This window comes from Pontibacter sp. HSC-14F20, assembly GCF_019599265.1.
Lineage (GTDB): Bacteria > Bacteroidota > Bacteroidia > Cytophagales > Hymenobacteraceae > Pontibacter.
In genome coordinates, this window is sequence record NZ_JAHZTC010000003.1 from 201,557 (window position 1) to 227,740 (window position 26,184).

Here is a 26,184-nt window from a genome sequence, read left to right on the forward strand (position 1 = left end):
ATTGCTGGGATGATAAGCAGCTTTAAGGTCTCCAGAAAGTATTTCCGCCAGCCGCTACAGGGTCGTTCTGGCCACCAGGGATTAATGGTAGTACCTCCGGGTCACTGTCCGGATTGTATTTCTTGCCGTCAGCTGGAGTGATTTTCAGCCGCCAGCTCGACTGGCCCGATACCGGTGCATGAATATAGATCAGGTATAAAACTTGTTCCAGCCTAGCCCTGCGTGAGCCATTCTATACCTTCCTGCTCTTCCAGGAAATATTGGGTGTCGAAAAAAGGGGTTTCCTGTTTTACCCTGACATCGAGGGTCTCGTTAGTGAATTGTTGCAGAAAGTCGGTGGAGGAGATAATGGCCAGTTTTTCAAGGTTGCTTTTGGATATCACCTCGATGGAGATAGACGCCAGCCATCCCTGATCGTCCATGGTGAGTACGCCCATGCGCTGGTTGTTCACCAGCAACTTTTCCAGACCAAACGCCAGCAGGAAGCGCCCCGTTTCCTCTATCCCAAAGCGGTACTCATGGCTCTTTACCGGCCGCAGCCAGCGCACGATCAACAGCCTGTGTAAGGTATCGTGCAGGACCTCCACATAATCCATAGCTAGGAGACTGACCTGTTGTGAGTTGCTGGGTGGAGTAATGGTAATCTTCATGATAGTTGCACCTGCTAGCAGGTACGTCGGTTAAATAAAAAATATAGTCTTAGCTTCGCGGGTGAAGTCAGTAGGCAAAATACAATTTACTCGTTATAAGTGTATTAAAGTGTAATTCTTCTGCTAAACGAAGTCAAATCCAGAAACGTTTCTTCCCTCATTAAATGTTGTACTATTTTTTTATACATCAAGCTAATCAGCGCTTTTTCTGTAATTAATTGGAGATCGATTCTGGAATAAAAGAAGCATTGGGTAGGTCTCAAACAAAAAAGCACGTACCTCTATGCGAGATAAGTGCTTGATTTTGTGTGGGCCCACCTGGAATCGAACCAGGCACCTACTGATTATGAGTCATACACTTAACATTTAGCATTGCTCCTATATATTTAGTAACACTCTTAAAAACAACGATTTAAACAATACAAAGTTACTATATAATACGTTATTTTACTTGTTATTAATATATTTTGTGTGCAAATTGTGTGTGCAAATAGAATAAACACACAGCAATGCTACCTGTACACACTTCCATAATGCTTGATACTCGCAGGCAACTGAAAGACGGAACATACCCCGTGAAACTAAGAATCACTTACCTACGACAGCGGAAGTACTACAATGCTGTTTACAATAATGTCAACTGTACTCTAACTGAATCAGAGTTCGAGAAAACACAGGGCTCCAAACCCCGTGAAGTATACAAAAAATTACAGATAGCATTTCAGGCTATTGAGCAGAAAGCACTCAACATCATTAAAGAAATGCCCGTTTTTTCCTTTGATGAATTTGAAAAGAGGTATTACAATATTGCTTCCAAAAATGACATATTCACAGCATTAGACAGACATTCAGAAAAGTTGATAGCCTCTGGAAGAGTAGGAACCGCCAAGAGTTACGAAAATGCAGGAACGTCTCTATTGTCGTTTATCCATAAAGAGCCACTGACTAAAAACAAGGGAATCACAATAAAGAAAGCCCTTGAGAGGCGCGAACAACTTTTAGCCAAAAGAAAACCTTTACCCTACTCTTCTATTACAAGCGACTTTCTCTCAGATTATGAGAAATGGATGCTGCACAACGGTAATTCCATTACTACAATCGGGATATACCTTAGAGCGGTTCGTGCTATGTATAACAGTGCTATTGCAGATGGGGAGGTTAGCCCGGACTTGTACCCGTTTGGCAAAAGAAAATATCAGATCCCAGCAGGGCGCAACATCAAAAAAGCCCTAACCATTGCCGACATAGAGAAGATATTTAGTTACGAACCTAAAACCGATAGCGAGGCGAAAGCAAGAGATTTATGGGTATTCTCTTATTTAGCCAGTGGCATTAACATAAAGGATATAGCCCGCCTTAAATACCGCAATATTGACGGTAACAGAGTAACATTCATCAGAGCGAAAACGGAGCGCACAAACAGGCAGAATATTAAATCAATCGTCGCTATGATCCCAACAGAGGCACAGAAGATTATAGACCGGTGGGGCACGAAGCCAACGCACCCCGACAATTATGTATTTCCTATCCTGCAAGAGGGTATAACCCCCACTAAAGAACTTGCACTGATTAAACAGGCTACTAAAACACTCAATCACTACATGAAACGAATAGCGGCATCAGTAGGGATTGAAAAAGAAGTAACCAGCTATACTGCCAGGCATTCATTTGCTACTGTTCTAAAAAGAGCAGGCGCACCTATTGAGTTTATATCGGAATCACTTGGGCATGGGAATTTACGCACTACCGCCTCTTATTTAGATAGTTTTGAAGACAATGTAAAACAGCAATATACAGCACAATTAACTGCATTCTCAAAAGAGAACGAATAGCCCACCTCAACACGAATACAGATCTAAAAGAGCATAGCATTAGGAACGATGGACAACAAAGTAATTGAAAGTCTAAAAAGAGGTATATACAAGCCTATATCTCCAACATTAGTTATATCGCATCATCACTATTACTTTAGTTTAAAGACTCTACTCTACTATAATTCCAAAATAACAAAAGCTAAAAAAAACCTTAGACTCTTAGATACGACTTATGTAAAGCATAAATACACTTTTCAGGATTGGCTACATGAAAGGTTTCCTTTAGAACCTATTGAGGAGTATCAGGACGCTGTATATCTACCAAGTGAAGAGTATGATAAGATTTATGATGCGCGATTTACCGCTAACCAAAACCACATTAACAATGGCATAATTAGCCTTAAAAATGCTTTCGTTCCTGTATATAATATTAGTGCAATACCTGATAAAATTTTAGATTATGCTATAAGTATAGCTCAAGAAAGAATTAATCAAATTGAATCTAAAGACGTTTTGTATGATATCAGACAAATGAATTTATACTCTCTTAGCACATTGCTCACAGCTAAGCAGACAAGATTATATTTAAATGCCAATATTGAGTCTGATACAGAAAATACGGAATATGAAATTGCTCTAAGCAATGATTTAGACGAAGATTCAGCATATTCCTATGTAGTATATTCTGCATACCTTAAGTGGCTAATGTGGTTTAAAGAAGATTCTAAAAGCAAGCAGCCACAGTTATTTAATGTTATACCTGAAATAGATTCATACAAAGTGAAAACAGAATTGCTTGAGCCATCAAGCGATACCAAACAAAAAGTTATCGCATTGTTTCACTTTTATAATGGCGATTCTATCTCTTTAGATAATTGTGAGGTGTTTGCTGCAAAGTATGAATACAAATCAGGTCGTAAACTCTACCAGCATTTCGGAACTTTCTGTAATAAGTCCGAAAGAATTGGCAGAACAATTCCATTCACCAAAACAAAGATGCGCAACAAAGCAAAACTTATTGAGAATGCAATTCAAATGTTACCAGAACACAAAAGAGAATTAGCAATATGCGAACTGGAAGAAATAAACATGATTATAGAAAACGAGCTTTTTTAAAAGATAACCACTTTTAACCAGTTATCACCAGTTACCGTTTTTGTAGTACTTGACCTTTACGATAAGTTTAATCTAAACACTTGTCATAATGGTAATTCTACAACTCACAGGCGACGAATTAAGCCGACTTATTCAAGGGGCGGTGCATCAGGCCATAAGCAGCGCACCCCAACAAAACATCCTTACTACCGACGAACTATATACAGTTCAGGAGGCGGCAGAATTTCTGAAAATATCACAGGCAACAGTTTACGCAAAAGTACAAACTAGGGAACTGCCTGTGAGCAAGAGAGGCGGTCGTCTGTATTTCTCGAAGCTGGAGCTAATTGACTACGTGAAAAGTGGGCGCAAACTCACAGCTGCAGAGATTGCAGCGAAATCGACAATTAATGTAAACCCCAAAAATTAAGGTTATGCGGACGAAACATAACCTTAATTCGGGTAAATCTTTATTTGAAGTAAGTAAAGATACCAAAATTCGACACTTCTTGAAAGCTGTTCCCTACTTGGACTTCACACCAACGGGTTTAACTAACATTGCCAAGCGATTTAGTATTACAGTAAGCGAACTGCAAGAGCATATAGATAAGTACCAGGCAAAGGAGGACCGCACAAATGGATAACCCACAGCCGAACTTCAATTTTGGGGCTCTATCATTTGATGAGGTAAAGCAGGAAACCGAGCAACTCCAAAAGCAGCCCTCCAAAAAGGGGAAAGCTGAAAAGGGCAAAGCAGATGAGGACCCGATAGAAAAGCACTTAGAAACGGTATTGACTACTCAGGCAGTGCTTAGGGAGCGCAAAGCACAGGACATCAAGTTTTCTGACCCCGTGTTACTGCAAAATGATAACGCTATCATATTCCCGCACACTATAAACGTCATACAAGGCCCTGCGGGCTCGCATAAGAGCAGACTGGCAGAGATGATTGTAGCAGCTATCATTAAGCTACCCGATTGCAGGCACGAGCTTCTAAACATCACGTTGCACCCCTTTGCGGCAAAGTATACAGCCGTGTATTCAGATACGGAGCGGAACCTAACAGAGCAGCTACCCTTTGCCCTGCAATCAATCCAACTTAAAGCAGGGTACGCAAAGGCAGACCACCCCGCAAACTTTGAGTACCTGAGCCTTTTGCAAGTGCCCCGAAAGTACCGCTTTGAAACACTGGCTAAGTACCTGGAACAGTTACAGCACCGGATAAGCACCCCCCTGTTTATTGTGTTAGACGTTTCTACGGACTGTATAGAGGACTTCAATAAGGTAGATAAGAGCATGGAGCTTATAGACCTGATGAATATTGCCATTAACGAGCATGACGTGATATTCCTTTGCCTGATACACGAAAACCCGAAAAGTGATAAGGCACGGGGGCACTTTGGAACAGAGCTGATGAACAAAGCCAGTACGGTTATGCAGGTAGGCTTTGAGAAAGACGCAAGCCAGAATGATACCGACCTGATACGGGTTAAGTACCTAAAGTGCCGTAGCACTGCCAGACATACCCCGTTTTACATGAAGTACAGCGATGCAGCTAAAGGGCTTGTCCTGGCAGACGATAGCGAGGTAGCAGGCCTGATAAACACCCGCAAACACAAGGCCCCCGCTGAGGACATGATAGAGCATATTGAGATGTACTTAGGCGATGGTAGCAAGATGAAAAGACGCGAGCTTATGGACAGGCTATGCAAAGAGTTTGGAGCCAAAGACAGGACCATAGATGACCGCCTTAAGAGCATTGTAGATTCAGAGATGGAGCTATACGATAACGAGGGCAATTCATGTTGGCTGCACAAGGAACAGGCGCAAAAAGAGATACTGTACAGCCTTAAGCCTGCCAAACCCCTGTAAACAAGTCGTTTGCACGATTGCAAACACCTTTGCAAGACTACTTTGCACGTTTGCAGGTTTGCAAACCCCTATATACGCATTTGCAAGCTGCAAACGTACATTGCCTATCCCATAACAATAGCTGTATGATGTTGTATAGATACGTATTGGAGCCCCTGCCAGACTATAAGTTTGACAAGAAGCGCACCAGGGTAGCACATTGCCCGTGCGGAAAGAATAACAATGACGGGAAGTTTGCCCCCTATATCGGGTATGATGACAGGGGGCATTGCCACAGTTGCGGGCTTAACTTCATAGCCCCGCACACGTGCCCCGAATGCCACAGCCGAAGCGCATTCAGCAGGTACATAGATACCCAGGACGGGAACACGTATGTAGATGACCACTTAGGGTACTGCCATACCTGCAAGCATCACGAAGTGCCCCCTAAGGAACACGAGAAAACCCGAAAGACCGAACCGGATAACAAACCCGCACGGGTAGCACCCCCAAAGGCTGAAAAGCCCTTTAAGCAAACGAGCTACGTACCTACGGACACGTTTAAGGCCACGCTAAGAGCATATCAGGCAAACCACCTTATACAGTTCCTAAACCGCCTGTATGGAGCTGACATCACAGCGCAACTGATAGCCCGTTACTATGTAGGCACTTCTAAGCACTGGCAGGGTGCAACGGTATTCTATCAGATAGATAAGGCAGGACGTATCAGAGCAGGCAAGGTAATGCTTTACGACCCCAACACAGGCAAACGGGTAAAACAGCCACAGGACCACTTTACATACCTGCACACGGCCCTAAAACTGAAAGACTACACCTTAGAACAGTGTTTCTTTGGCGAACACCTGCTAAGCACTGAACCCAGTAAAACCGTTGCCATAGTTGAGAGCGAAAAAACCGCTATGATAGCAAGTGCCTTTGTGCCTGGCTATATCTGGCTTGCATCGGGAGGAATGCAGGGCCTGACCCCCGCTAAATGGCAGGCACTCAAAGGGCGTAGGGTAGTGCTATACCCCGATACTAACGGCTTTGAGGATTGGAGCAAAAAGGCTGAACAGATGCAGGACATAACAGAGAGTTGCACCGTAGCGACCCTGTTACAGAGCAGGGCCACAGCCTTAGAGATAAAAGCGGGCTTAGATCTGGCAGATTACCTAATAGCGTGGGGCGTTAAACCAGAGCAGGCCGCACCAAGCCCCCAAGCAAAACGAGAGTACTACCACATGAGTTATACAGAGCTAATAGCGGAATTGGGCAGAGATGGGGCACGGGCAAAGGCGGAATACTATAAAAAGCTTGCAAGGCAGTTCAGATCCTGCACAACCTACATTCTGCACACCTGCCAACTCCTGACCACCTATCAAAATCACTATATTAATTGCTAAAGTATATTAACTAACATATATTAGTTATTGATTCCAACAGAATCAGAGTTATATTTCACTCTTACACTAAAAATTCAGAATGAAAAAAACATCTACACTCATCATTGTTATCCTATTAAGTGTGATAACAGGATCTTTTGCACAAACTCAGACAGGCAATGACCCAATGTACAACTCATTACCAAAAGCTAAATCAAGTGTAGTTGAACAAGGCAGCATTACTGAGGCAGGCGATCACCTTATTGCGGCATCTGAGAGCTATTCTTTGGCAAAGTTCACACCCGCTATTTTAGGAACGGCCGGAGCTATACTGATAATTAAAAGTGATCATGACGAAATTGGATATGGAGTAAGTGCAGCCGGTGTTTTAGCAGCAATTTATTTCGGTTTACGAGGGGATAGCCAGTTAAAAAAAGCTGGCAGAAAATTACAACTGTATTCTGGAAACAAGGGATTGGGGATGTCGCTAAAGCTATAACATTGAGTTTCTCCCTATCATACGCGCGTATGATAGGCTGAAACTCAGTACCACTTTGCGATTTTTTGCGCAAAATGTACTGTCATTATGGTCGATATAATTCATAGTTATATTTCTTATACAAATACACAGTGAAAACCTGTTTACTATTATCTCCCTTTGCTGTACGGAACCTGCAAACATAATTCTTGCCCGCGTAATCAGTGTACATGCTTCCATCATTAAAGAAATCTGATTTTATCTGTTTCATCCCATACGAAGCAACCTCAGCCTTCAATGCTTTTTGGATGTCCGGAGAATGGTGCTGGTAAAATGCATTCATCCGAACTCTTAGAGGCTCACCTAAAATTGTCTGGTCATCAAGATTTAATATGAAGAATGCAACGGCCCTGTCACTGAAGGAGCCTTGTGGCTCATACCTCCAAGTTATCCCGCCGTATGCGTCCTTACTTGGCTTTTTGGCTTCATAGAAAACCCAATTGCGCTCTATCAGGTAGTCATTTACCTCTGAATCATCCTTGTCTAACAAGTCGATCATTTGTTTTAGCGTCAATTTGTAAGGCTTGGCTTGCCCTATTCCTACTGAAGGTAACAGCATAAGTGCTGTAATAAGTAAAGCTCTAATCATAAAGGCATTATTTACACTGCGAATATAACTTATCTTGCTTAGAAACTACGAGCTACCAGTATATGAGTGTAGTCAATACCCGTTTTCTCCTCTAAGACCTTGATGGCAGATTCGAGCGATTCCTTCGCCGTTAGACAGGGGTTTTTGCTGTATGATTCCTGATAGTTCCGCCACCTGCCAGGCACGATGCGAAGAACCCAATGCTTAATCTGGTATTCTTTCGCTTGACCGCGCTCCCATCCATACAAGACAGGTCGTCGCCTCTTTTCACAATGCTCCTTTGCTTTCCTCATGCTCCAGTAGTCACAGAATACCATGAGCCACACACCCGGTCTTAACTCCAATGCTTCCATATCCTAATGCTCTGTTACCTTATACCTGCCTTTCAATATACCTTACTGACCGCCTACCGACATAAGTACTCGCGTATGATAGGCTAAAACACAGCCCGCCTTTTCGTTTTTGTGCGCAAGATCTCACGTTTTCTCACGTCCTAACCACCTTTTTAAGGGCAAAACAGACGGAAAAAACCGAAAAACACCCCGCTCTTTTTAGGGCTAAACAGTCACAAAAATCACAATAAGCAGCCCTTTTTATGGACTGTAAGAATTACACCCGACCCGTACCGATCGGGAGCCATTAACAGTGGATTAACAGTGAATAACATTGAGTTTGCGGACATCACACGTACGCGCGGGAATGTCTACATTTGACAGCACTCAGCCCTTTTAAAAGGGTGTTGTTTTTGTGGAATTCTGTATACCTGCCAGCAACCGGAAAGCGCACCGGGGGTACATATCCCCTAGCAACCTGCATTCCTTTTTATAGTGTTCGGTTTGTTCAGTTCCTGGAAAGCGCGCGCGTAATGACCGTGTTAAAACCTTACTGACCGGCTCCTTTTTTATAGTGTTCAAATCGTTAAGTTTTGTCAGGTTTTACTCCTTTTTATGGTTTCCGAAAACTCAATAAAACTTAGCAAAACTTAGCATACCCGCGCGTATAGTGACACCGGAAAACTCAGTATACCCCTTTTTTATATGCACGAAAACTCAGCACCTAAAAGGCAATACTCAATTACTTTATACCTGCCTTGCACACACCCGCGTAATGACCGTGAAAAAATCTTCCTACGGTCTTATAAAACTGCCAATACCGACAAGTTCTGACAACACAGAACGCACCTTTTTAAGGGGAAAACAGGCCACAAAATCAACAAAATTCCCCCTGCCTTTTTGAACTTCTAAACCACTCCTTTTGTCGTGCCCCTATGGAATGGTATGAATGGCTTATAATGATTCCCGCTGTAATTATAGGCGGTTGGCTGCACGACAAGCAAAGAAAGTATGTAGGCAGAAATTTACATGGCTGGAACCGGACAGCACCCAAAAAGCACAAAAGGAGATAAGCCCAAAAAAAGCTTCTCAGTTGCACGTACACGTATAAGCTTACCCAGCGGTATAGGATCAGTAAGTTAATAGATGATCAGATACCCCCTGCCTTTACCCCCTTTCCTTTAATATTGGCAGTGAGATAAATTCACGGTCCAGCGGTATAACCGTAGCACGTTGATAGATGGCTTGATACCCCCTACCTTTACCTAAATGTGTTACCCAGGCACATTATCAGACACGGCATTGTAAAGCTCTTATTGTAAAGCACGACTGTATAACTCTTATTGTCTAACAAGCCGCTCACCTCGGGCGGCTTTTTTGTGTTTATTACAAAATATACAGACTGTCTGTGTGCAAATTGTGTGTACATAAAAAAACACTTAACCCGAATAAACGAGATAAGTGTTTGATTATCAGTGTGGGCCCAGCTGGAATCGAACCAGCCACCTACTGATTATGAGTCAGTTGCTCTAACCGAATGAGCTATAGGCCCGTTCCCCTTAAAAAAAGGTGCTTCCTTTGATTTGGGAGTGCAATTCTACATATTTGTGCTGACAATTTCAAATACCAGACAAAAAAATTTCGTGGACCTGACAACTGTTAAAAACATCATTTTCGACCTTGGCGGGGTCATCATCAACATAGATTACCATAAAAGTATACGCGAACTGGAGCAGTACTGCACCGAAGGCCATACCATCGAGTACAGCCAACGCGCACAGTCTCACCTGTTTGACCTCTTCGAAACTGGCAACAGCAGCCCCGAGGAGTTTCGCCATCATTTGCGCGAAGCCTACCACCTCGACGCCACCGACGAGCAGATCGACGATGCTTGGAACGCCATGCTGCTTGATATTCCGGCAGAAAGAATTGAGCTGCTCCGTGAGTTAGGCAAAAAATACCGCATCTTCCTGCTTAGCAATACCAACGCCATCCATCTGAAGCGTTTCAACGAGATGGTAGCCCACAGCTTTACCATGCCGAGCCTTGACGCGCTGTTTGAGCAGGCCTACTACTCGCACCTGATCGGGCAGCGCAAGCCCGACGCCATTGTGTTTGAGCAGATACTGGAGCAGAACGACCTGAAGCGCGAAGAAACGCTATTTATAGACGACAGCATTCAGCACATCGAGAGTGCCCGAAAGGTGGGTCTGCAGACGCTCTTCCTGGAGCCGCTGCTCACCATCAACCAGGTGTTTAAGGATGCAGTTTCCTAAACAGCAAAACAGGTATAGCCTGCACTTGCTGCTCTTTGTGCTCACTTTGGTCACGACGACTATTGCCGGGGCCGAGTGGCGCTTTGGCAAGTTGTTCTTCTGGGGGCCGGAGGGCTTTTCATGGATGGGTTCTTTTACCTTGGCCGAACTGGCAGCCGGGCTGTACTTCTCTATACCTTTCCTGGGCGTGCTCACGGTACACGAGTTCGGGCATTATTTCACCGCGAAGCGATACCGGGCCGACGTATCATTGCCTTATTATATCCCGCTGTGGTTCGGCATCACGTCTTCCATCGGCACCATGGGGGCTTTCATCCGGATCAGGAGCCGCATTTTCTCCCGGCAGCAGTTCTTCGACATAGGCATTGCTGGTCCGTTGGCCGGCTTTATGGTGGCGATCCCGCTGCTATGGTATAGCTTCACGCACCTGCCCGACCCGAATTATATTTTCACGATCCATCCGGAGTACCAACAATTCGGACTCGACTATGCCCAGTATATATACCAGGGTGAAGGTAATTTCTCGCTCGGCAAGAACCTGCTTTTTCTATTCTTTGAACGCTATGTGGCAGACCCGGCGCTGGTTCCCAATGCCTATGAGGTGATCCATTACCCGCTACTCTTTGCGGGCTACCTGGCTTTGTTCTTCACAGCGCTCAACCTCCTGCCTATCGGTCAGCTGGATGGCGGGCACGTGCTCTATGGCCTGATTGGGTATAAACGCTTCAACCAGCTTTCGCCGATTTTCTTTGCTTTGTTTATCCTGTATGCCGGTATGGGGATGATCTCGCCGCACCGCGAACCGCTCTGGGATGACAGCCTTTTGGTAGTACTGGCTCCTTTCGTGTTTTTTGCCTTTCGGGGTATCCTGCACGACAACCCCCAAGGTCTTATGGCAGCGCTGGGGATGTTGCTGGCGCAGTACAGTCTGGCTGAGACCTTTCCAGAGATGGCAGGTTACATCTGGGTATGGCCGCTGTATGTGCTCTACCTGTTCTTTGTGCTGGAGCCCGCCACCCCGAAACTGCGCTTTACTGTATACTTGGTGCTGATTGTCGTGACAGCGCAAGTCGCGATTGCCTGGCTATACCCAATGGCGGACGGATATAGCGGCTGGCTGGTTTTTGGTCTGCTGCTCTCTCGCCTCATGGGCATCTTCCACCCTTCCTGCCCGAATGAAGCACCACTTACGCCAGGCCGTAAGGTCTTAGGAATACTGGCTTTCGTGATTTTCCTGCTTTGCTTTAGTCCAACGCCTTTTGTTATTGAGTAACTTGTCTGAATCAGGATTTACAGGATTAAAGAGAGCCCCTACCCCACGGATTGATAGGATTCTCGTGCTCAATTATACCCACCCCTGCCCTTCGGAGGTGGAGTCTCAGCCACTACCACTTCTTTATAGGTATAAGTGCTATCGCAAATTACCACTGTCAGGTATAGCAAGACTAACTTGCCCCTTAGACTATGAAATAGATCACCTGTACCAGGTGCACCAAACGACACTCCACTGTTGGGGGTGAAGGGGTCCCTTGTCAAGAGCGTTCAGCGAGTGGGGGTAGGGGCCCTCGATTTTTGTGTCAAGACAAAAAGTAAGTGCCCGCCGCACAGGCGAAGCTATAAAACAAGTCAGGTTGCTAAAGATAAAGCTGTTGCTACAAAGCAACACGGGTTGCTATACCTGCAACAGCCTAATCCACATTAACGAGAGCAAGTAATACCTAAAAGAAAAAGGGGCCAAAAGCCCCTTCCATAGCAGACAAGAGCGAGAACGCTCACGCCATACTCATTCTTACCCCTGGTAGCCAGTAATTCCCCCAACCAGGTTACGAACCTGCTTGAACCCCTGCTGCTGCAGAAAAGCCTTGGCAGAAGCCGAACGCATGCCGGACTTGCAATGCACGATCAGTTCCATGTCTTTATAGTCTTCTAGGTCGTCGAGGCGTTGCGGCAGTGCTCCCAGCGGGATGTTTTGTGCGCCTTCAATTCTGCTTTCCTGATGCTCCCAGTCTTCGCGAACGTCGATGATAACGGGCATTTCGCCATTGGCCAATCGCTCCTTGAGTTCTTCGGCCGTGATGTCTGTTGTAATCATAATTTTAGTAGGATGCGTTTGGTGATAAATGTATGATGGTCGGTTTCTATGCGGATAGTGTATAAGCCCGGCGAAAGCCTTGGGAGGCGAACCGGTTCCTGCCATGTTGTTGCTGTATGACGCAGAATCTCTCGCCCTGTTACATCGTAGAGCGAAAAAGAGCGGTAGGAATCTGAGAAATGTAAAATACCAGTATTGGGATTCGGGTACACCTTAAAGCTTGCTTCAAGCGCCTCTTCTTCCAGACCTAGTGCCTGCCCGGCCATCACAGGGCGCAACATAACAGCACCTGCGTTGACAGAATCCTGCTGCCAGCCTCCCACTACTGTGTTGTAAAACAGGCGTCCGGTGGTTCCGGCATTGCGGTCAAAGCCAATATTGAGGAATAATGTGGCGGGTTGACTAAAGCCAACATAAAAAGTACCCTCAACCGGAACCGGCTGGTTCAGCTCCACTTCATAAAAAGTATTGAGTCCCTCATTCTGCTGCACCTGAAAAGATTGCTCATGCAAGGTGCGACCGGGACGTCCGTTGTCATCAGCCCAAATGCGGAAGACGATGGAGATGTTGTTATGTTGCACACCCACCTGCGGGAAATGCACCCGGAATGCATGTACCTGATCCAGAGCAGCTACTTCGAAGCGCTGCGCCACCTGGGTGTTGCCATAGGTATAGAGACTACTATAACCGGCCTCAGCTGTGCCATCGTCCAGGGCAAAGTAATCGCTGAAGGTGGTGCGTTGCAGAGTGCTGTCGTTGGCGAGCTGCCGGGCGTTCTGTTCTTTTGTATCGAGCCAGAAACCGTGCTCCAGCACAAAGCTCTCCGGATTGAGGTTGAGATTGCTGATGCGTGGTGTTGCGGTTATGGTGTGTTGGCGTGCTTGGCCAGGTATGAGTCCTTCTTCACGCAGAAAAGTATCAACCGGAGAAGCGCCAACCTGCTGTATAAATGCACGCCAGGCAATGGCTCCTGGCAGGTCGCCAAGGTTATTCAGACTGGCGGATATCTCGTCGCGCAGGTATAGCTCGGGTTTAGCCAGAAACTGACGGGCGGGCACTGCGTTGTAGTCCATTAACGCCGATACGCTTTCGCTGATGCCGACGTCGCGGGTCGCGTTTTGGCCTTGGCGGCGGTTGCGGTCCAGCTCCACGTAGTCCAGGTTCCAGACGTCGCGCAGGGCGTTGCGGATTCCTTCGCTTCGGAAACGAAACTGAAACTCGTCGTGCAGAAAGCGTTGCTCCCGAACTGCTACCCAAGCCTGTGCAAACTCCGTCACCAGCCCCGGCGCGGTCTGCTGCCATACCTGTACCCAGTTGCTGTCGGCATCTCTGAACTCCAGGCGCAAAAAGCGAGGGTTGTTATTGTTTCGTTCCGGCGCACTGCCCTGTCCACCAGACTGCCAGTAAAAACTCAGGTATACAGAATCTGCTGGCGTGAGTCCTCCTAACCGGATAGGCTGTGAAGTAAGTGTGTCGGTTGGACCAGCGATGTTACTGCCATAAGGGTTGCCCTGGGCATCGAGTCCGTCAAATGTGGCTACGTTGCGTGTCACCGGCCGAAGGGCGAAGCGATTGTTTACGTAAGTGCCGCCGTTGATCCAGTAAGCCGGATCAGGGGTGATCATAACTCCGGAGAAATCATCAAAAAACGGTAGCGAAAGTGGGTTGTTCTCAGTGCGGAGTTGATAAGGACTGCTGGCAGGTATACGCTGCGGGTCCTGTTGTAAAGGCATCAGTACGCCCTGAGCCGAAGCAAAAGAGCCACAGCAGAACAGTACCATCGTCAACAGAAACCGTCTTACACCCATACCTTAACTTATATAAAATGCGCCCGCCACGGTGAGCAGCGGGCGCATCTGTTAGTCTATACCTTGCACAGGCTCTTCGCCGGCCACCCAAAGGTCCACCAACTCACCTGTTCGTATCTTGGCTTTCACATCAGCAATCGGGCGCTGACGTACAATCGTACCGTCCGGCTTACCGCTGCCTGCCACATAAATGATATTGCCGAGTTGTAGTTTCTGGCCAACCAGTAGTACCGAAGCCTCGTCGAGTGGCATACCTACCACATCTGGCACTTCAAACTCGGTGTTACCCAAACCATCGCCCACATGCAGATCTACTACAGCGCCTTTCGGAACCTGATCGCCCGGCTGTATCTCCTTGCCGTTCACAAACTGCTTCAGCACGGCGCCATGCTGCAGATCAGGCACATTGGTTATTTTCCCGCGACGTAGGTTATAACTTTTGAGGATCAGCTCTGCATTTTTCACGGACCCGTCAATCAGCTTTGGCATCTTGATCATCGGCGGGTTTTTCATGTTAATGCTGATGTAGATCTTGCGGTTCTCCTTCACTTTGGAGCCCGGTGAAGGATCTTGCGTCATAATCTCAAAAGGCTTGTACTCCGGATGATAGCTGGAGTCGTTTACGAAGTAGCGCAGGTTCTGTTCTTCCAGAAATGGCTCCGCATCTGGCAGCTGCATGCCCGTAATTTTCGGTACTGAAATAGTCTCGCCGTGGTTGGTGGCCGACGGCAGGTATAGGTAGAAGAATCCGAAAATCAACCCGGCCACGATCACCCCCATCAAAGCCAGATGTACCAGCACCCCCACAAATGAATTCGTCTTTAACATTTAATTTATTATTGATTGTCTGCCCCTGCGGGACTTTTTTATTTTGTTTTAGTGATTTAGTGGCTGAGCGATTAGTGAATTTAGATATCCGAAAATAATAAATTAACTCAGACAGTTAGTCGAACAAAGATTCGTTTTTCCAAAAACTCAGTTAAACCTTGAATCACTAATTCACTCAATCACTAATTTCTAAACTTACACGTTCCTCGATTTATACCCTTCCAATTCCTTGGTTCGCTCGTTTCGCTCCACACCGAATGTCAGGATGCGGTCGATGAACTCGTAAGGCTTGTAGCCGTTAATGGCGGTCTGGTGGAAGATGCAGGTTGCCGGCGTCATACCTGGCAGGGAGTTTACCTCGATGATGATCGTCTCCACCTCGTCGTTATCCAGTACGCGCACAAAGGCGTCGATGCGGGCATAGCCTTCAATGTTCAGAATTTGGGCCACTGACTTCAGGTCTTCTTTTACCTGGTCAGAAATTTTCTGACGCCGCTCCGGATCAGCAGCATAACGGGCCGGGGTAATGTTCTGCCCCTCTCCTGCCAGAAACTTCTCTTCCAGCGACAATACTTCGCCTTCAGCCAGTGCCTCGGATGCCTCAAACACTTCGTAAGCCACAGTGCCATCCGGTGCATAGGTAGTCAGTAAGCCACCGGTAATTTCCAGGAAGTGCTTTGCGCCATTTTTGCTGATGAGCGTTTCCACCAGATAGCCCTGCTTGTTTGGAAATTCTTCTTTGAAGCCCAGCGACAGTGTTCTGGCGCATTCCGTGTCCAGCTCCTCCATTTCACGGAAGATCAGAGTCGTGAAAGCGTCCAGTTCCGCGCGGTTTTTGATCTTTTTCACGGCAGAGCTACAACCATCGTCGGCCGGCTTAGCAATAAACGGATATCGGAACTCGGTTTCAAGACTCTGGTAAAAAGCTTCTTTGTCTTTCAGCCAGTCCTCTTTCCAAGCCATGCGGTGATGCGCTACCGGCACGCCATGTTTGGCAAGGATCTCGTTCGTTTCGTACTTGTTGATCGTGATCTGCGAAGAGCTGATGCCGGAACCGTTGTAAGGTATAGACAGCTTCTCGAGCTCCTGCTGCAAAGCACCATCCTCACCCGGACGACCATGCAGGGCAATGAACACGGCATCGACCATGTTCTGCAGTTGGCTATAGGTCAGACGGCTCGGTTCATCAAGGCTCTTGCCCGTATACTTGCGGGTAATGCTTTCGGCTTCGCTAATGATCTCCTGCAGCACAGGATGCGGCTTACCGCCCTCCTCAAAGTGATGGATTTTCTCCTTGATGTCGTCAGCATTGTCTTTCAACATGATGTTGATCGGAATGCTGTACAGACGGTGCGCCTCGTTGCTGCCCGTCAAAAAGATCGGTAGTGGCTCGTATTTAGTAGAGGAAGAAAGCTTTTCGTAGATGTTACGACCGCTCTCCACCGAAATATGTCTTTCGGATGAATAACCACCCATGATCACCCCCACCCGGATCTTGTCGTGGCGATGGGCGTTTTCCTCGCGGATGGCATTGTCGAGTTTGCTCAGCAGTTTGGTCAGCGTCACAGTGTCTTTACCGGACTTGAGGCGCTCGGCCACGGAGGTACGGATGATGTAAGTCAGGAACTGCGATGGGTTCAAGCCGATTTCCGCTGCCTGGTGGAAGAAGAACGACGATGGCAGCATACCCGATGTCGTGTTCGGATCATTCAGGAAAATATTGCCTTCCTCGGTGATGAAACCGTCAAGACGGGCGTACACGTTAAAGCCCAAGTCGACGAACAGTTTGCTACAGGCTTTGCGTATCTCCTGGATCTGATCGCTTGGTAAATTGATCGGTGTGATCTTGCGTGCCAGACCCGGCAGGTATTTCGAGCGGTAGTCAAACACTTCATTGCCCTTCACGATCTCAGTCGGTGGCAAAGCAATCGGCTGACTGGCTTCGTCCTGCACCACGATGCAAGAGAACTCACGTCCGTTGATAAAAGCCTCTACCAGCACCTGCTGCTCATGCTCTACGCTGGTCAGCACGATGGTTTCGGTATCGGTTGTGGCGAAGGTATGGTTGATGTGGTTCAGCAACTCTTCCGGGTGATAAAGGATTGTGCCGTTTTCCAGCACCACCGGCATGCCGATACCCTCGCGGATATCCACAAGTTGTTTCATGCTGGCCACCTGCTTCTCCTCGCCCAGCGCCTGCCATTGCGCCTTGTAAATATTCTTGGTAAAGAAACTACGGTCCATGCCCTGCTCGAACAGGTCATAGTTGTGCTCCTTCACAATGGAAACGCCAATCGAAGAACCTTGATGCGGTGCCTTGAGTACTAGCGGCAGACCCAGATCCGCTACCAGCGACTCGAATAGCTGTTGGCGGTCGTTTACGTCTTTCCACTCAGCGTACTGCACTTTGCGGTAATCCGGCGTCGGGAAGCCATGCTGTTTGAGCATCTCCTTTTGCGCGGCTTTGTCTATACCTATCGCTGAGGGAAGTATACCTGAGCCAGAATACGGAATATGGTACCATTCAAGCAAACCCTGAATGCTGCCGTCCTCGCCGTACGGTCCGTGCAGGGCCAGGAAAGCAAAGTCGAAATGATTTTTGAATTCGTGTGGCAACAGGCGCTTACCGGCTCTCGCAATAATGCGGTCCTGCTCCTCCACACTTAGCTCACCCAGCGACTCCAGGTAAATCTGGAGTCCGTGCTCGCTCTCCGGCAGGGCCTCCACTGGCGGATAAAAGTCGCGGATAGTGCCTTTATAAATGTACTGCCAGTCCAGCAAAATGAAGTTGCCAAGGCTGTCGGCAAACACCGGAACGGCTTCAAAAAGGGCTTTATCGAGGTTATCGTACACGGTGCGGCCACCTGCAAATGAAATCTCCCGCTCACGGGATGGTCCGCCAAATATTATTCCTACTTTCATGGTATGCAAAGGTAACAAATACACTCAGTATTTTAAGGGGCAAAAGATACAGGATGCTTTTGGATTTACATAGTAAAATCGGGATTTATGATGCTTGCTATACCTATAACGGTGGAGGTGGTGTAGAAATTCGATGTTTAACCAAGAGGAAGGTGGTTTGCCAGGCGGGCAGTTGGGAGTATTATACCTCTTGCCGCGAGCGTCTATCCTCGTGTCTGGTATTGTGGGGTCTCTGGCCCAGGTATAGGTATAGCTTACTTTGCTTTCTAGCAACTGCAATTATAGGTATATCAAACCGACTTGTTTTATAGCTTCGCCTGTGCGGTGGGCACTCACTTTTTTCCTTGATGGGGGTAGGGGGCACTACTGTTCGAAACCTTGTCAAGTGACGAATTTTTCCATTTTGGCAGGGTCCCCTCCGCAGAGCAGCACGATCTGTCTGACTATTTCCACGTCCAATTCCTGGGCAAAGCGCAGCCTGGCGCGGCGGTCGCTGTCGAGCTTGTTGAGCTTGCGGTAGACGATGAGCAGCAGGGCCACGATCAGGGTCATGTAGCGCATGACCTGGATGCCGTTCACATCCCGGGTGAGCAGGTGCTCGAGCTGCAGGTGCTGTTTTAAGAACTTGATGAGCACCTCGATCTGCCAGCGCTCCTTGTAGAGGGCAGCCACCTGGTAGGCATCCAGCCAGGCGATGTTGGTGACAAAGCAGATCTGCTCCCCCGATTCCAGGGTGGCCTTGACCAGGCGCAGGGGCTTTTCGAGGTAGCTTCCGGGCTTTTCCCGGAAGCTCACCCAGGCATCGCTCAGCACGGTGAGGGTCATCCCCTCGGGCTGCTGCCCCACGGCCAGCAGCTCCTCCATCACCCGAAGGCTTGCTTTGCCCCCCTCCAACAGCGAGAGCAGCAGCAGTTGAAACATCACCCGCCCGCTGAGCTTCTTGACCTGGTGGTCCACCCGCGTCCGGGCCGCCAGCTGAGCAAGGTCCTGGTCAGGGATAAATGCCAGTAAATCCTTCGCCTTCATATCAGCCTCCTTTCATGTATGCCCGTTACATAATACGAACTTGACAAGGTTTCGAACAGTAGTGGCTAGGGGCCCTCGATAATGAAAAAATAGAGAGCCCCTACCCCCAGTAAGCAAAAAAACAAGACCCTCCAAATCGAGGGCCCCTACCCCACTCGCTGACCGCTCTTGACAGGGGGACCCCTTCACCCCCAACAGTGGAGTGTCGTAAAGTGCACTTGGCTAAGCGATCTGCTTCATAGTAAGTGTAAAAGTTAGTCTTGCTTACCTGCCAGAGCAATTTGCTATAAAGCTATACCTAACAACTGGCAGTTACAGAGATTCCTCCTTTGAAGGGGGCAGGGGATGTTAATCGTGCACGCTCCCACCCCTGTTTGTAGGGGAACGGCGGGTGGGATAACAAAATACCGGGCGGTTGAACCCTATGGCTGTAAAAATCCTGCAAATCCTAAAATCCTGATTCAGACGAATACCCTTTTCGCTATATTTGTACACCCATTTACGCTTACCGGAAACAAAAACTCCGTAAAAACGAAAAACGAGTAAGACTAACGAAAAAGACAAATCATGAGAACTGTAGACACGTATAACTTTGCCGGCAAGAAGGCGCTCGTCCGGGTGGACTTTAATGTTCCGCTGGATGCTGACTACCGCATCACCGACGACACCCGTATCCGTGCGGCCGTGCCAACTATCCAGAAAATATTAGACGATGGCGGCGCAGTCATCCTGATGTCGCACCTGGGCCGTCCGAAAACCGGGCCGGAAGAAAAATACTCGCTGCGTCACCTCGTGGATCGTCTTTCAAAAGAATTCAATGCCACTGTTAAGTTTGCAACTGACTGCATAGGCCCTGAAGCGGCACAATTGGCGAAAGATCTCCAGCCTGGCGAAATCCTGCTGCTCGAAAACCTGCGCTTCCACAAAGCCGAAGAGAAAGGCGACTCGGAATTTGCAAGAGAACTCTCTACACTAGGCGATGTGTATGTGAACGACGCCTTCGGAACTGCTCACCGCGAGCACGCGTCTACGGCTGTGATCGCCCGCTATTTCCCGAACGATAAAGTGATGGGTTATGTGATGCACGCTGAACTCGACAATGCCCGCCGCGTAATGGACAATGCCGAGCGCCCTTACACCGCCATTATGGGAGGAGCTAAAATCTCCGATAAGATCCTGATAATAGAGAAACTGATGGACCGCGTAGACAACCTACTGATTGGTGGTGGCATGAGCTATACCTTCGTGAAGGCAGACGGTGGCCAGATTGGTTCTTCGCTGGTGGAAGAAGATAAAGTTGAGTTGGCCGGCCGCCTCATCGCGATGGCAAGAGAAAAAGGCGTGAATCTGATGATCCCGGTTGACTCCATCATCGCCGACGAGTTCAGCAACGATGCCAACGTAGACACATCCCTCAGTCACCACATCAAGCCACTTTGGATGGGACTTGACATCGGACCTAATGCCCGCGAAATGTATGCCGACGTGATCCGCAACTCTAAGACCATCCTGTGGAACGGTCCGATGGGTGTGTTCGAAATGTCGAACTTCTCAGTTGGTACAGAAGCTGTGGCCGAAGCCGTGGTAGACGCAACCCGCCGCGGTGCTTACTCGCTGATTGGTGGTGGTGACTCTGCTGCCGCCGTGAACCAGCTAGGCTACGCTGATCGCGTGTCTTACGTGTCGACTGGTGGTGGTGCGCTGCTGGAGTACATGGAGGGTAAGACCTTGCCAGGTGTGGCTGCCATCGAACGGGATGATTATTAATAGTCGAAACCAATGCTTTAGTGCCGTATCCTTTTGCCCCTTTAGTTGACAGAGCTGATACGTTGTCACAAAAACTAACTTTTTGAAGGGATTATGGGAGTGTAAAATTGGATGTGAAGAGCTTACACAGGCTCCAACACCCCTACAAGAACTTCGTAAGCAAGTTTCGACTCGCGTGTGCACACTTGTCCTCATGGGGGAATTTAGTTTTCAACTTTATTGCCATGATTTAGCAGAAAATTTAGAATAAAGGGAATGACAATCGTGTACTTTCTATAAATATTAAAATTTAAATCCCCCGCTGCTCTTCAGTAGCGGGGGATTTCACTGATTACTAAAACCTATACCTTTTTACACCGGTCCTGTTTAGCTCTGAAGCCCGGATGAATTTCACAAGAGCAAAAAACTTAACATGAGAATTTATACCCTGTTGCTGGCGCTAGTGCTGGCATGCCCTGCAGTTGCTGTGGCACAGTCGCCGGATGGCACTCCTCCACTTTTCAATTTTAAACGCGGTGTAGGTATCGTGACTCCCGATAGCTCCTTCTCGGTTAACATGCGCTTCCGTATGCAGAGCCGGGCTAAGTATAATTCAATCTCCAGCGACGATCTTGGCGTGTCGCAATATGAAATGCGGGTGCGCCGCCTGCGCCTGCGTTTCGAGGGTTTTATGTACTCGCCCAAGCTGACCTACAACATTCAGCTTTCCTTTTCGCGCGGCGACATGGACTGGAACATGCGCGATCAATCCAACATCAACAACAGTCCCAACTTGCTGCGCGATGCTGTGGTGTACTACAAGCCTAACGACAAGTGGCAGTTCGCCTTCGGGCAGACCAAACTACCCGGCAACCGGCAACGTGTAGTGTCTTCAGGCGAACAACAGTTTATTGACCGCTCCCTTGTGAACGTTGGCTTTAACGTTGACCGCGACTTTGGTTTTCAGGCGGTGTACAACAATAGTTTCGGCACTTTTCATTACCTGATCAAGGGCGCACTTACCTCTGGCGAGGGTCGCAATGTGTTCTCAACAGACAAAGGGCTCGCCTATACCGGACGTGTGGAGATTCTGCCACTGGGTAAATTTACCAACGGAGGAGATTACTTTGAAGGCGATCTGGAACGCGAACCGAGCCCCAAGTTGTCGCTGGCCGGAGGTATGAGCCATAACGAAGATGCCCGCCGCACCGGCGCGCAAACAGGTCGCGACCTGTACGAGCAAACCGATATACAGACCTATATTTTCGATGGCTTGCTCAAGTACAGAGGTATGGCCTTGTATGCTGAGTTTATGGCCCGGGAGGCAGACAATCCGCTGACTTTCAATGCTGCAGGTGAGCAACGCCACATCCTGACCGGATATGGGCAGAATTACCAACTGAGCTACATCTTCCGAAATAATGTGGAACTGGCTGGCCGCTACTCGCGCATCACGCCAAACAGAGAAGTGAGCGCCTTTGAAAACACCGAGGAGGCTTATGTGGCAGGCGTGACCAAGTACCTGCGCGCACATCGTTTGAAAGTACAGGGCAATGTGGCCTATCATTCACAAAATGCTTATTTGTCTGTCAACAACGACTACCACTGGACAGCCGGTGTACAGATTGAGCTTGGCATATAAGCCTTTTGCAGGTATAGCGGGCCTTTGCTAATTTAATTGCGTATTCCCGATAATGTGTGGAACTTGCAAGCCCAAACACCTCCGTATGGAAGAACAGAAAAATAACCCCCTGCACGGCAAAACGCTTGAGCGCATACTGGTGCAACTTGTAGACTATTATGGCTGGGAAGAGCTAGGGTATAAGATCAACATCAACAGTTTCAACAGCAACCCAAACATCAACTCCAGCCTGAAATTTTTGCGCAAAACACCCTGGGCGAGACAGAAAGTAGAAGAACTCTACATCAGAACCTTCAGCTAGGGACAATTTCGAAAGTGATCAACATGAAAGACTACAAGAAATATTATATCATTCCGGCTGATCCTGAAGAGGTATACGCAGCCCTGACCAATCCCAACACGATCCAGTTGTGGTCTGGCGACCCGGCTGAAATGTCGACGGAACCGGGCTCGGAGTTCTCGCTTTTTGAAGGCAACATCGTGGGCAAAAATATGGAGTTTGAGGAAGGAAAGATGCTGGTGCAGGAGTGGTATTTCGGCGAGCAAGCAGATAAATCTATTGTGACCATTAAGTTGCACCCCCACAAGCATGGCACTTCCGCCGAACTGCGACACATCAACATACCTGACGAGGATTATGACGACATCGTGGAAGGCTGGAATGAGGCCTACTTCGGCGCCCTGATCGAGTTTTACGAGGACGAGTTCTAGGTTTTGAGTTTCTTAGAAGTATCCGGCATCAGAGTGCAAGAAGACGGCCATACCGTGCTGCACGCCATCAGCTTTGAGCAAGGCGAGTATGAGAAAATTGTGATAGCCGGTGAAACCGGGTCTGGTAAAAGCACTTTGCTGCAAACCATTGCCGGATTAGTACAGGCCAGCACCGGTCACATCACTTTTGAAGGCAATCGCATAATCGGTCCGCACGACAAGTTGGTGCCGGGTCATGAAGGCATAGCCTACCTATCGCAGCATTACGACTTACCGCAGTTTTTACGGGTGGAGCAGGTGCTGCGCTACGCTAACATGCTGCAAGGCGACGAAGCAAAAACTTTGTACGAGGTATGCCGCATCAGTCACCTGGCGCAGCGCAAAACCAATCAACTTTCGGGTGGAGAGCGCCAGCGCATCGCTTTGGCCCGCCTGCTCAGTACCTGGCCCAGTTTGCTGCTGCTCGACGAACCCTACTCCAACCTCGACAAAGGCCACAAGGAATTACTGAAAGAAGTCATCCACGACATCACTGAGCGGCTTGCCATCACCTGCATTCTCATCTCCCACGACCCGCATGACACCCTCTCCTGGGCTGACCGCATACTTGTGATAAAAGGTGGCCGCATTATACAGCAAGGCACGCCTGAACAGGTATACCGCCATCCTGTAGATGCTTATACCGCCGGACTGTTCGGCAGCTACAACCTTATAGCTGCTGACTTCGCTTCGGAATTTGCAGCCAAGCTTGGTATAGACCATCAAGGTCGCGACCTGCTGATGCGCCCGGAGCATTTTAAGTTTGTTGATAAAACCAGCGGTACCCTGACTGGCACCGTGCAAAAAGTGATGTTCTATGGCGGGTTTTATGACGTGCAGGTACAATTATCAGGTATAAGCATCACAGTCAGAACACAGGCTATACCTGCCGGCACAGGCGATCAGGTATACCTGACTGTAGAGCGGGAGCATGTGAGCTTTATCTGATCAGGTATAGCCTCAGTCGACCATATTACCATTCGTTATTTCCCGCTCGCGTAGCACCCGTGCTGTAACGAGCAGTTGTCCTACGTGCCGCATGCTGTGTTCGGCGGCATGAAAGAGCAGGCCCATCACCGTAGATTCTACCTGCGCACGCCCTACCCTTCTGGTTTCTGTCAGGCTGCTTTCGTCTGTCTGCCGCAATTGCTCCATGGCTTTGTCCACCTGCTCGTTAAAGTTCTGCACCAGCGTTTCAGACTGTTTGTCTTGTCCTACCGGCTTTCCTTCTGCATACAGAGAGGCCAGTTGCTGCTCACTCAACTGCTCACCGCCGGCGTAGACAAACAGGCGCTCCAGTATACCTGTGAGGTGCTGCAGGTGGTAGCCAACCGAGGCTACGCCGGCGGGCCGCTCCCAAAGCAGTTCATCCGGAAAATCCTGCATAAAACTTCCGACTTCTTCACGGGCCTGCAGCAACGCATGCGCAACCGGTTGCAACAAGGCGGGTACATCAGGCAGCGGTCCGCGTAGCCATACTTCGAGGTTCTTGGTTTGTGTCATAAGATGAAGGGCTTGTATATGAGCGATGTACGCAATCAAACAATAAACAGTCTACCTAACCTGACTTTTTAAGGCTCTTATACCTCCACGACCAGCGTAATTTCTGTTTGCACCATCCACGGATTATACCTAATATGCAGCCATCCTATTGTATAACCTATACCTGATTTTTATGCCAGCTTACATTATTTTAGACATAGACGTAACAGACAACGCTACTTATGAGGAGTACAAAAAACTGACGCCAGGCTCGCTGCAGCCTTACGACGGCAAGTTTATTGTGCGCGGCGGTAATCCTCAAAACCTGGAAGGCGACTGGAGCCCAACCCGAATTGTAGTACTGGAGTTCCCAACCATAGAGCAGGCCAAAGCCTGGCACTCTTCTGATGAATACGCTCCAGCAAAAGTTCTGCGCCAAAGTGCCTCCAGCACCCAGATGATCGCAGTGGAGGGGTTTTAATTTTTTGAATTGCTAAATTGTTGATGGTTAAATTGTTGAAAGGCGAGTTCGGGTCTGCAGGGACAAGTCACAACCTGTCCGAATCCTGCACCGAAATTCCTCACTTGAGAGGGATAAGTTAATCGTTCAAGGGCAGCAATTTAATCATCAACAGTTCAACCCCCTTCTGTTCAGGTAATCGAGCGCCTCTTTCACCGAAATAAGGTCATTTTGTTTGTGGTAGCAGCGGATGCGCTCCATCTCTCCGGCTATGAGTCCAGCGCGGGTGTCTTCTACTTTGCCTTGCGAGTGCGTCACTTCTTCCTGCCAGGGCATTGCCTTACCGGGCAGGCTGTACAGGTATAGCTCCGGAAACTCACGAAGGGCGGCCGTGATGGCCGTCATAAAAGCGCGGGGCTGCTGGAAAGGGGCCGCAGTCACGACCAGTCGTTTGAAGCCCTGCTCCTTTGCGAAACGCACTATTGAGGTTGCCTCGATCAAGGTATGCAGCAGGTCGGTAGCGGCGGGTACAGCCGGAACTGGTATAAGCTGCTCCTCTCCTATACCTCGCTTTTTCATCTCCTTTTTCCATACCTCAAAACCGGGGTAGCCGCTCATGGCTTTGGTGCCGAGGCAGAGCACTTTATCGGTGCGGCCGCTCTGCAAAAAAGTCTGAGCCGTTTCAAAAGCTGCCTGCTGGTTATCTTCGGTTTGTCCGAACAGAAACAAGCCGTCCACCGACTCGTCAGGTATAGTATCGCAAAGTGCGCGAATGATGAGTTCTTCTATCATAGCTCCGCTTATACGCAACAGAAATGCGCAAGGTATATACTCGCAAAATTGCCTAATTTTGCGCATGATCAAATTTCTGCTACCCTTTACCTTTCTTTTATTTAGTAGC

The 26,184-nt window shown here is 48.2% G+C and carries 23 protein-coding genes and 2 tRNA genes; 14 read left to right on the forward strand and 11 right to left on the reverse strand.

The window, feature by feature from the left end; genetic code table 11:
* Window positions 1–212: 212 nt before the first annotated feature.
* Together K3G39_RS04775 and K3G39_RS04780 are read right to left on the reverse strand one after the other, a co-directional pair.
* Window positions 213–650 (reverse strand): hypothetical protein, encoded by a 438-nt coding sequence (locus tag K3G39_RS04775; protein WP_220625031.1) that lies wholly within the window; start codon window positions 648–650, stop codon window positions 213–215.
* Window positions 651–959: 309 nt separating this feature from the next.
* Window positions 960–1,023, reverse strand: a tRNA-Met gene (locus K3G39_RS04780).
* Window positions 1,024–1,225: 202 nt separating this feature from the next.
* Between K3G39_RS04780 and K3G39_RS04785 the strand changes: the two genes are divergently transcribed.
* The 6 genes from K3G39_RS04785 (at window position 1,226) to K3G39_RS04810 (ending at window position 7,291) form a co-directional block, all read left to right on the forward strand.
* Window positions 1,226–2,482 (forward strand): tyrosine-type recombinase/integrase, encoded by a 1,257-nt coding sequence (locus K3G39_RS04785; protein WP_370627193.1) that lies wholly within the window; start codon window positions 1,226–1,228, stop codon window positions 2,480–2,482.
* 48 nt (window positions 2,483–2,530) lie between these two features.
* Window positions 2,531–3,580, forward strand: a complete 1,050-nt coding sequence (locus K3G39_RS04790; protein WP_220625033.1) for a hypothetical protein — start codon at window positions 2,531–2,533, stop codon at window positions 3,578–3,580.
* Window positions 3,581–3,668: 88 nt separating this feature from the next.
* Entirely contained in the window at window positions 3,669–3,989 is a 321-nt protein-coding gene (locus K3G39_RS04795) for a helix-turn-helix domain-containing protein (RefSeq protein WP_220625034.1), read from the forward strand.
* Between the two features lie 206 nt (window positions 3,990–4,195).
* The gene (locus tag K3G39_RS04800) at window positions 4,196–5,431 is read left to right on the forward strand and encodes a hypothetical protein (RefSeq protein WP_220625035.1); all 1,236 of its coding nucleotides are present in this window, start codon (window positions 4,196–4,198) and stop codon (window positions 5,429–5,431) included.
* 125 nt (window positions 5,432–5,556) lie between these two features.
* Window positions 5,557–6,813 (forward strand): DUF6371 domain-containing protein, encoded by a 1,257-nt coding sequence (locus tag K3G39_RS04805; RefSeq protein ID WP_220625036.1) that lies wholly within the window; start codon window positions 5,557–5,559, stop codon window positions 6,811–6,813.
* 79 nt (window positions 6,814–6,892) lie between these two features.
* Window positions 6,893–7,291, forward strand: a complete 399-nt coding sequence (locus K3G39_RS04810) for a hypothetical protein (protein WP_220625037.1) — start codon at window positions 6,893–6,895, stop codon at window positions 7,289–7,291.
* A gap of 85 nt (window positions 7,292–7,376) precedes the next feature.
* Here the strand turns inward: K3G39_RS04810 and K3G39_RS04815 are convergent, their stop codons facing one another.
* Window positions 7,377–7,919 (reverse strand): hypothetical protein, encoded by a 543-nt coding sequence (locus K3G39_RS04815; protein WP_220625038.1) that lies wholly within the window; start codon window positions 7,917–7,919, stop codon window positions 7,377–7,379.
* 1,810 nt (window positions 7,920–9,729) lie between these two features.
* Window positions 9,730–9,803 (reverse strand) — tRNA-Ile (locus tag K3G39_RS04820).
* A 91-nt stretch (window positions 9,804–9,894) separates the two neighbouring features.
* Here K3G39_RS04820 and K3G39_RS04825 point away from each other — a divergent pair.
* Entirely contained in the window at window positions 9,895–10,527 is a 633-nt protein-coding gene (locus K3G39_RS04825) for an HAD family phosphatase (RefSeq protein ID WP_220625039.1), read from the forward strand.
* Window positions 10,514–11,800: a site-2 protease family protein gene (locus tag K3G39_RS04830; protein ID WP_255593983.1), complete on the forward strand. Its 1,287-nt coding sequence runs from the start codon at window positions 10,514–10,516 to the stop codon at window positions 11,798–11,800. Before K3G39_RS04825 ends, K3G39_RS04830 begins: the two co-directional genes overlap by 14 nt.
* Window positions 11,801–12,316: 516 nt before the next feature.
* On the opposite strand, the gene K3G39_RS04835 is transcribed toward K3G39_RS04830, so the two are convergent.
* The 5 genes from K3G39_RS04835 to K3G39_RS04855 all read right to left on the reverse strand — a co-directional run bounded on the left by K3G39_RS04835 (window position 12,317) and on the right by K3G39_RS04855 (window position 19,203).
* Window positions 12,317–12,619 carry a rhodanese-like domain-containing protein gene (locus K3G39_RS04835; protein WP_220625040.1) on the reverse strand — a complete coding sequence of 101 codons (303 nt, stop codon included), beginning with the start codon at window positions 12,617–12,619 and terminating at the stop codon, window positions 12,317–12,319.
* Window positions 12,616–14,427 (reverse strand): T9SS type A sorting domain-containing protein, encoded by a 1,812-nt coding sequence (locus K3G39_RS04840; protein ID WP_220625041.1) that lies wholly within the window; start codon window positions 14,425–14,427, stop codon window positions 12,616–12,618. The genes K3G39_RS04835 and K3G39_RS04840 overlap by 4 nt, the downstream gene beginning before the upstream one ends.
* Before the next feature lie 51 nt (window positions 14,428–14,478).
* Entirely contained in the window at window positions 14,479–15,255 is a 777-nt protein-coding gene (locus K3G39_RS04845) for a PASTA domain-containing protein (protein ID WP_220625042.1), read from the reverse strand.
* A 195-nt stretch (window positions 15,256–15,450) separates the two neighbouring features.
* Complete coding sequence (locus tag K3G39_RS04850; protein ID WP_220625043.1) at window positions 15,451–18,177, reverse strand: D-alanine--D-alanine ligase; 2,727 nt, start codon at window positions 18,175–18,177, stop codon at window positions 15,451–15,453.
* Window positions 18,178–18,558: 381 nt separating this feature from the next.
* The gene (locus K3G39_RS04855) at window positions 18,559–19,203 is read right to left on the reverse strand and encodes a transposase (protein WP_220625044.1); all 645 of its coding nucleotides are present in this window, start codon (window positions 19,201–19,203) and stop codon (window positions 18,559–18,561) included.
* A 567-nt stretch (window positions 19,204–19,770) separates the two neighbouring features.
* Between K3G39_RS04855 and pgk the strand changes: the two genes are divergently transcribed.
* The 5 genes from pgk to K3G39_RS04880 all read left to right on the forward strand — a co-directional run bounded on the left by pgk (window position 19,771) and on the right by K3G39_RS04880 (window position 24,289).
* Window positions 19,771–20,970, forward strand: a complete 1,200-nt coding sequence (gene pgk / locus K3G39_RS04860) for a phosphoglycerate kinase (protein ID WP_220625045.1) — start codon at window positions 19,771–19,773, stop codon at window positions 20,968–20,970.
* A 412-nt stretch (window positions 20,971–21,382) separates the two neighbouring features.
* The gene (locus K3G39_RS04865) at window positions 21,383–22,591 is read left to right on the forward strand and encodes a porin (protein WP_220625046.1); all 1,209 of its coding nucleotides are present in this window, start codon (window positions 21,383–21,385) and stop codon (window positions 22,589–22,591) included.
* A gap of 85 nt (window positions 22,592–22,676) precedes the next feature.
* Window positions 22,677–22,892, forward strand: coding sequence for a VF530 family DNA-binding protein (locus K3G39_RS04870; protein ID WP_220625047.1), 216 nt, complete (start codon window positions 22,677–22,679; stop codon window positions 22,890–22,892).
* Between the two features lie 23 nt (window positions 22,893–22,915).
* Complete coding sequence (locus K3G39_RS04875; protein WP_220625048.1) at window positions 22,916–23,302, forward strand: SRPBCC domain-containing protein; 387 nt, start codon at window positions 22,916–22,918, stop codon at window positions 23,300–23,302.
* A 3-nt stretch (window positions 23,303–23,305) separates the two neighbouring features.
* Entirely contained in the window at window positions 23,306–24,289 is a 984-nt protein-coding gene (locus K3G39_RS04880; protein WP_220625049.1) for an ABC transporter ATP-binding protein, read from the forward strand.
* Window positions 24,290–24,301: 12 nt separating this feature from the next.
* Here K3G39_RS04880 and K3G39_RS04885 read toward each other — a convergent pair whose 3' ends face one another.
* Window positions 24,302–24,844: a DinB family protein gene (locus K3G39_RS04885; RefSeq protein WP_220625050.1), complete on the reverse strand. Its 543-nt coding sequence runs from the start codon at window positions 24,842–24,844 to the stop codon at window positions 24,302–24,304.
* 172 nt (window positions 24,845–25,016) lie between these two features.
* Here K3G39_RS04885 and K3G39_RS04890 point away from each other — a divergent pair, with 172 nt between their 5' ends.
* Window positions 25,017–25,304 carry a DUF1330 domain-containing protein gene (locus tag K3G39_RS04890; RefSeq protein WP_220625051.1) on the forward strand — a complete coding sequence of 96 codons (288 nt, stop codon included), beginning with the start codon at window positions 25,017–25,019 and terminating at the stop codon, window positions 25,302–25,304.
* A 147-nt stretch (window positions 25,305–25,451) separates the two neighbouring features.
* Here K3G39_RS04890 and K3G39_RS04895 read toward each other — a convergent pair whose 3' ends face one another.
* Window positions 25,452–26,075 (reverse strand): YdcF family protein, encoded by a 624-nt coding sequence (locus tag K3G39_RS04895; RefSeq protein ID WP_220625052.1) that lies wholly within the window; start codon window positions 26,073–26,075, stop codon window positions 25,452–25,454.
* Window positions 26,076–26,184 lie beyond the last annotated feature (109 nt).

What these genes read in the sequence shown, in the direction of transcription:
- K3G39_RS04775 (WP_220625031.1), bottom strand. Translation starts at nt 650, where the DNA reads ATGAAGATTACCATTACTCCACCCAGCAACTCACAACAGGTCAGTCTC.
- K3G39_RS04790 (WP_220625033.1), top strand. Translation starts at nt 2,531, where the DNA reads ATGGACAACAAAGTAATTGAAAGTCTAAAAAGAGGTATATACAAGCCT.
- K3G39_RS04795 (WP_220625034.1), top strand. Translation starts at nt 3,669, where the DNA reads ATGGTAATTCTACAACTCACAGGCGACGAATTAAGCCGACTTATTCAA.
- K3G39_RS04800 (WP_220625035.1), top strand. Translation starts at nt 4,196, where the DNA reads ATGGATAACCCACAGCCGAACTTCAATTTTGGGGCTCTATCATTTGAT.
- K3G39_RS04805 (WP_220625036.1), top strand. Translation starts at nt 5,557, where the DNA reads ATGATGTTGTATAGATACGTATTGGAGCCCCTGCCAGACTATAAGTTT.
- K3G39_RS04810 (WP_220625037.1), top strand. Translation starts at nt 6,893, where the DNA reads ATGAAAAAAACATCTACACTCATCATTGTTATCCTATTAAGTGTGATA.
- K3G39_RS04815 (WP_220625038.1), bottom strand. Translation starts at nt 7,919, where the DNA reads ATGATTAGAGCTTTACTTATTACAGCACTTATGCTGTTACCTTCAGTA.
- K3G39_RS04830 (WP_255593983.1), top strand. Translation starts at nt 10,514, where the DNA reads ATGCAGTTTCCTAAACAGCAAAACAGGTATAGCCTGCACTTGCTGCTC.
- K3G39_RS04835 (WP_220625040.1), bottom strand. Translation starts at nt 12,619, where the DNA reads ATGATTACAACAGACATCACGGCCGAAGAACTCAAGGAGCGATTGGCC.
- K3G39_RS04840 (WP_220625041.1), bottom strand. Translation starts at nt 14,427, where the DNA reads ATGGGTGTAAGACGGTTTCTGTTGACGATGGTACTGTTCTGCTGTGGC.
- K3G39_RS04845 (WP_220625042.1), bottom strand. Translation starts at nt 15,255, where the DNA reads ATGTTAAAGACGAATTCATTTGTGGGGGTGCTGGTACATCTGGCTTTG.
- K3G39_RS04850 (WP_220625043.1), bottom strand. Translation starts at nt 18,177, where the DNA reads ATGAAAGTAGGAATAATATTTGGCGGACCATCCCGTGAGCGGGAGATT.
- K3G39_RS04855 (WP_220625044.1), bottom strand. Translation starts at nt 19,203, where the DNA reads ATGAAGGCGAAGGATTTACTGGCATTTATCCCTGACCAGGACCTTGCT.
- pgk (WP_220625045.1), top strand. Translation starts at nt 19,771, where the DNA reads ATGAGAACTGTAGACACGTATAACTTTGCCGGCAAGAAGGCGCTCGTC.
- K3G39_RS04865 (WP_220625046.1), top strand. Translation starts at nt 21,383, where the DNA reads ATGAGAATTTATACCCTGTTGCTGGCGCTAGTGCTGGCATGCCCTGCA.
- K3G39_RS04870 (WP_220625047.1), top strand. Translation starts at nt 22,677, where the DNA reads ATGGAAGAACAGAAAAATAACCCCCTGCACGGCAAAACGCTTGAGCGC.
- K3G39_RS04875 (WP_220625048.1), top strand. Translation starts at nt 22,916, where the DNA reads ATGAAAGACTACAAGAAATATTATATCATTCCGGCTGATCCTGAAGAG.
- K3G39_RS04885 (WP_220625050.1), bottom strand. Translation starts at nt 24,844, where the DNA reads ATGACACAAACCAAGAACCTCGAAGTATGGCTACGCGGACCGCTGCCT.
- K3G39_RS04890 (WP_220625051.1), top strand. Translation starts at nt 25,017, where the DNA reads ATGCCAGCTTACATTATTTTAGACATAGACGTAACAGACAACGCTACT.
- K3G39_RS04895 (WP_220625052.1), bottom strand. Translation starts at nt 26,075, where the DNA reads ATGATAGAAGAACTCATCATTCGCGCACTTTGCGATACTATACCTGAC.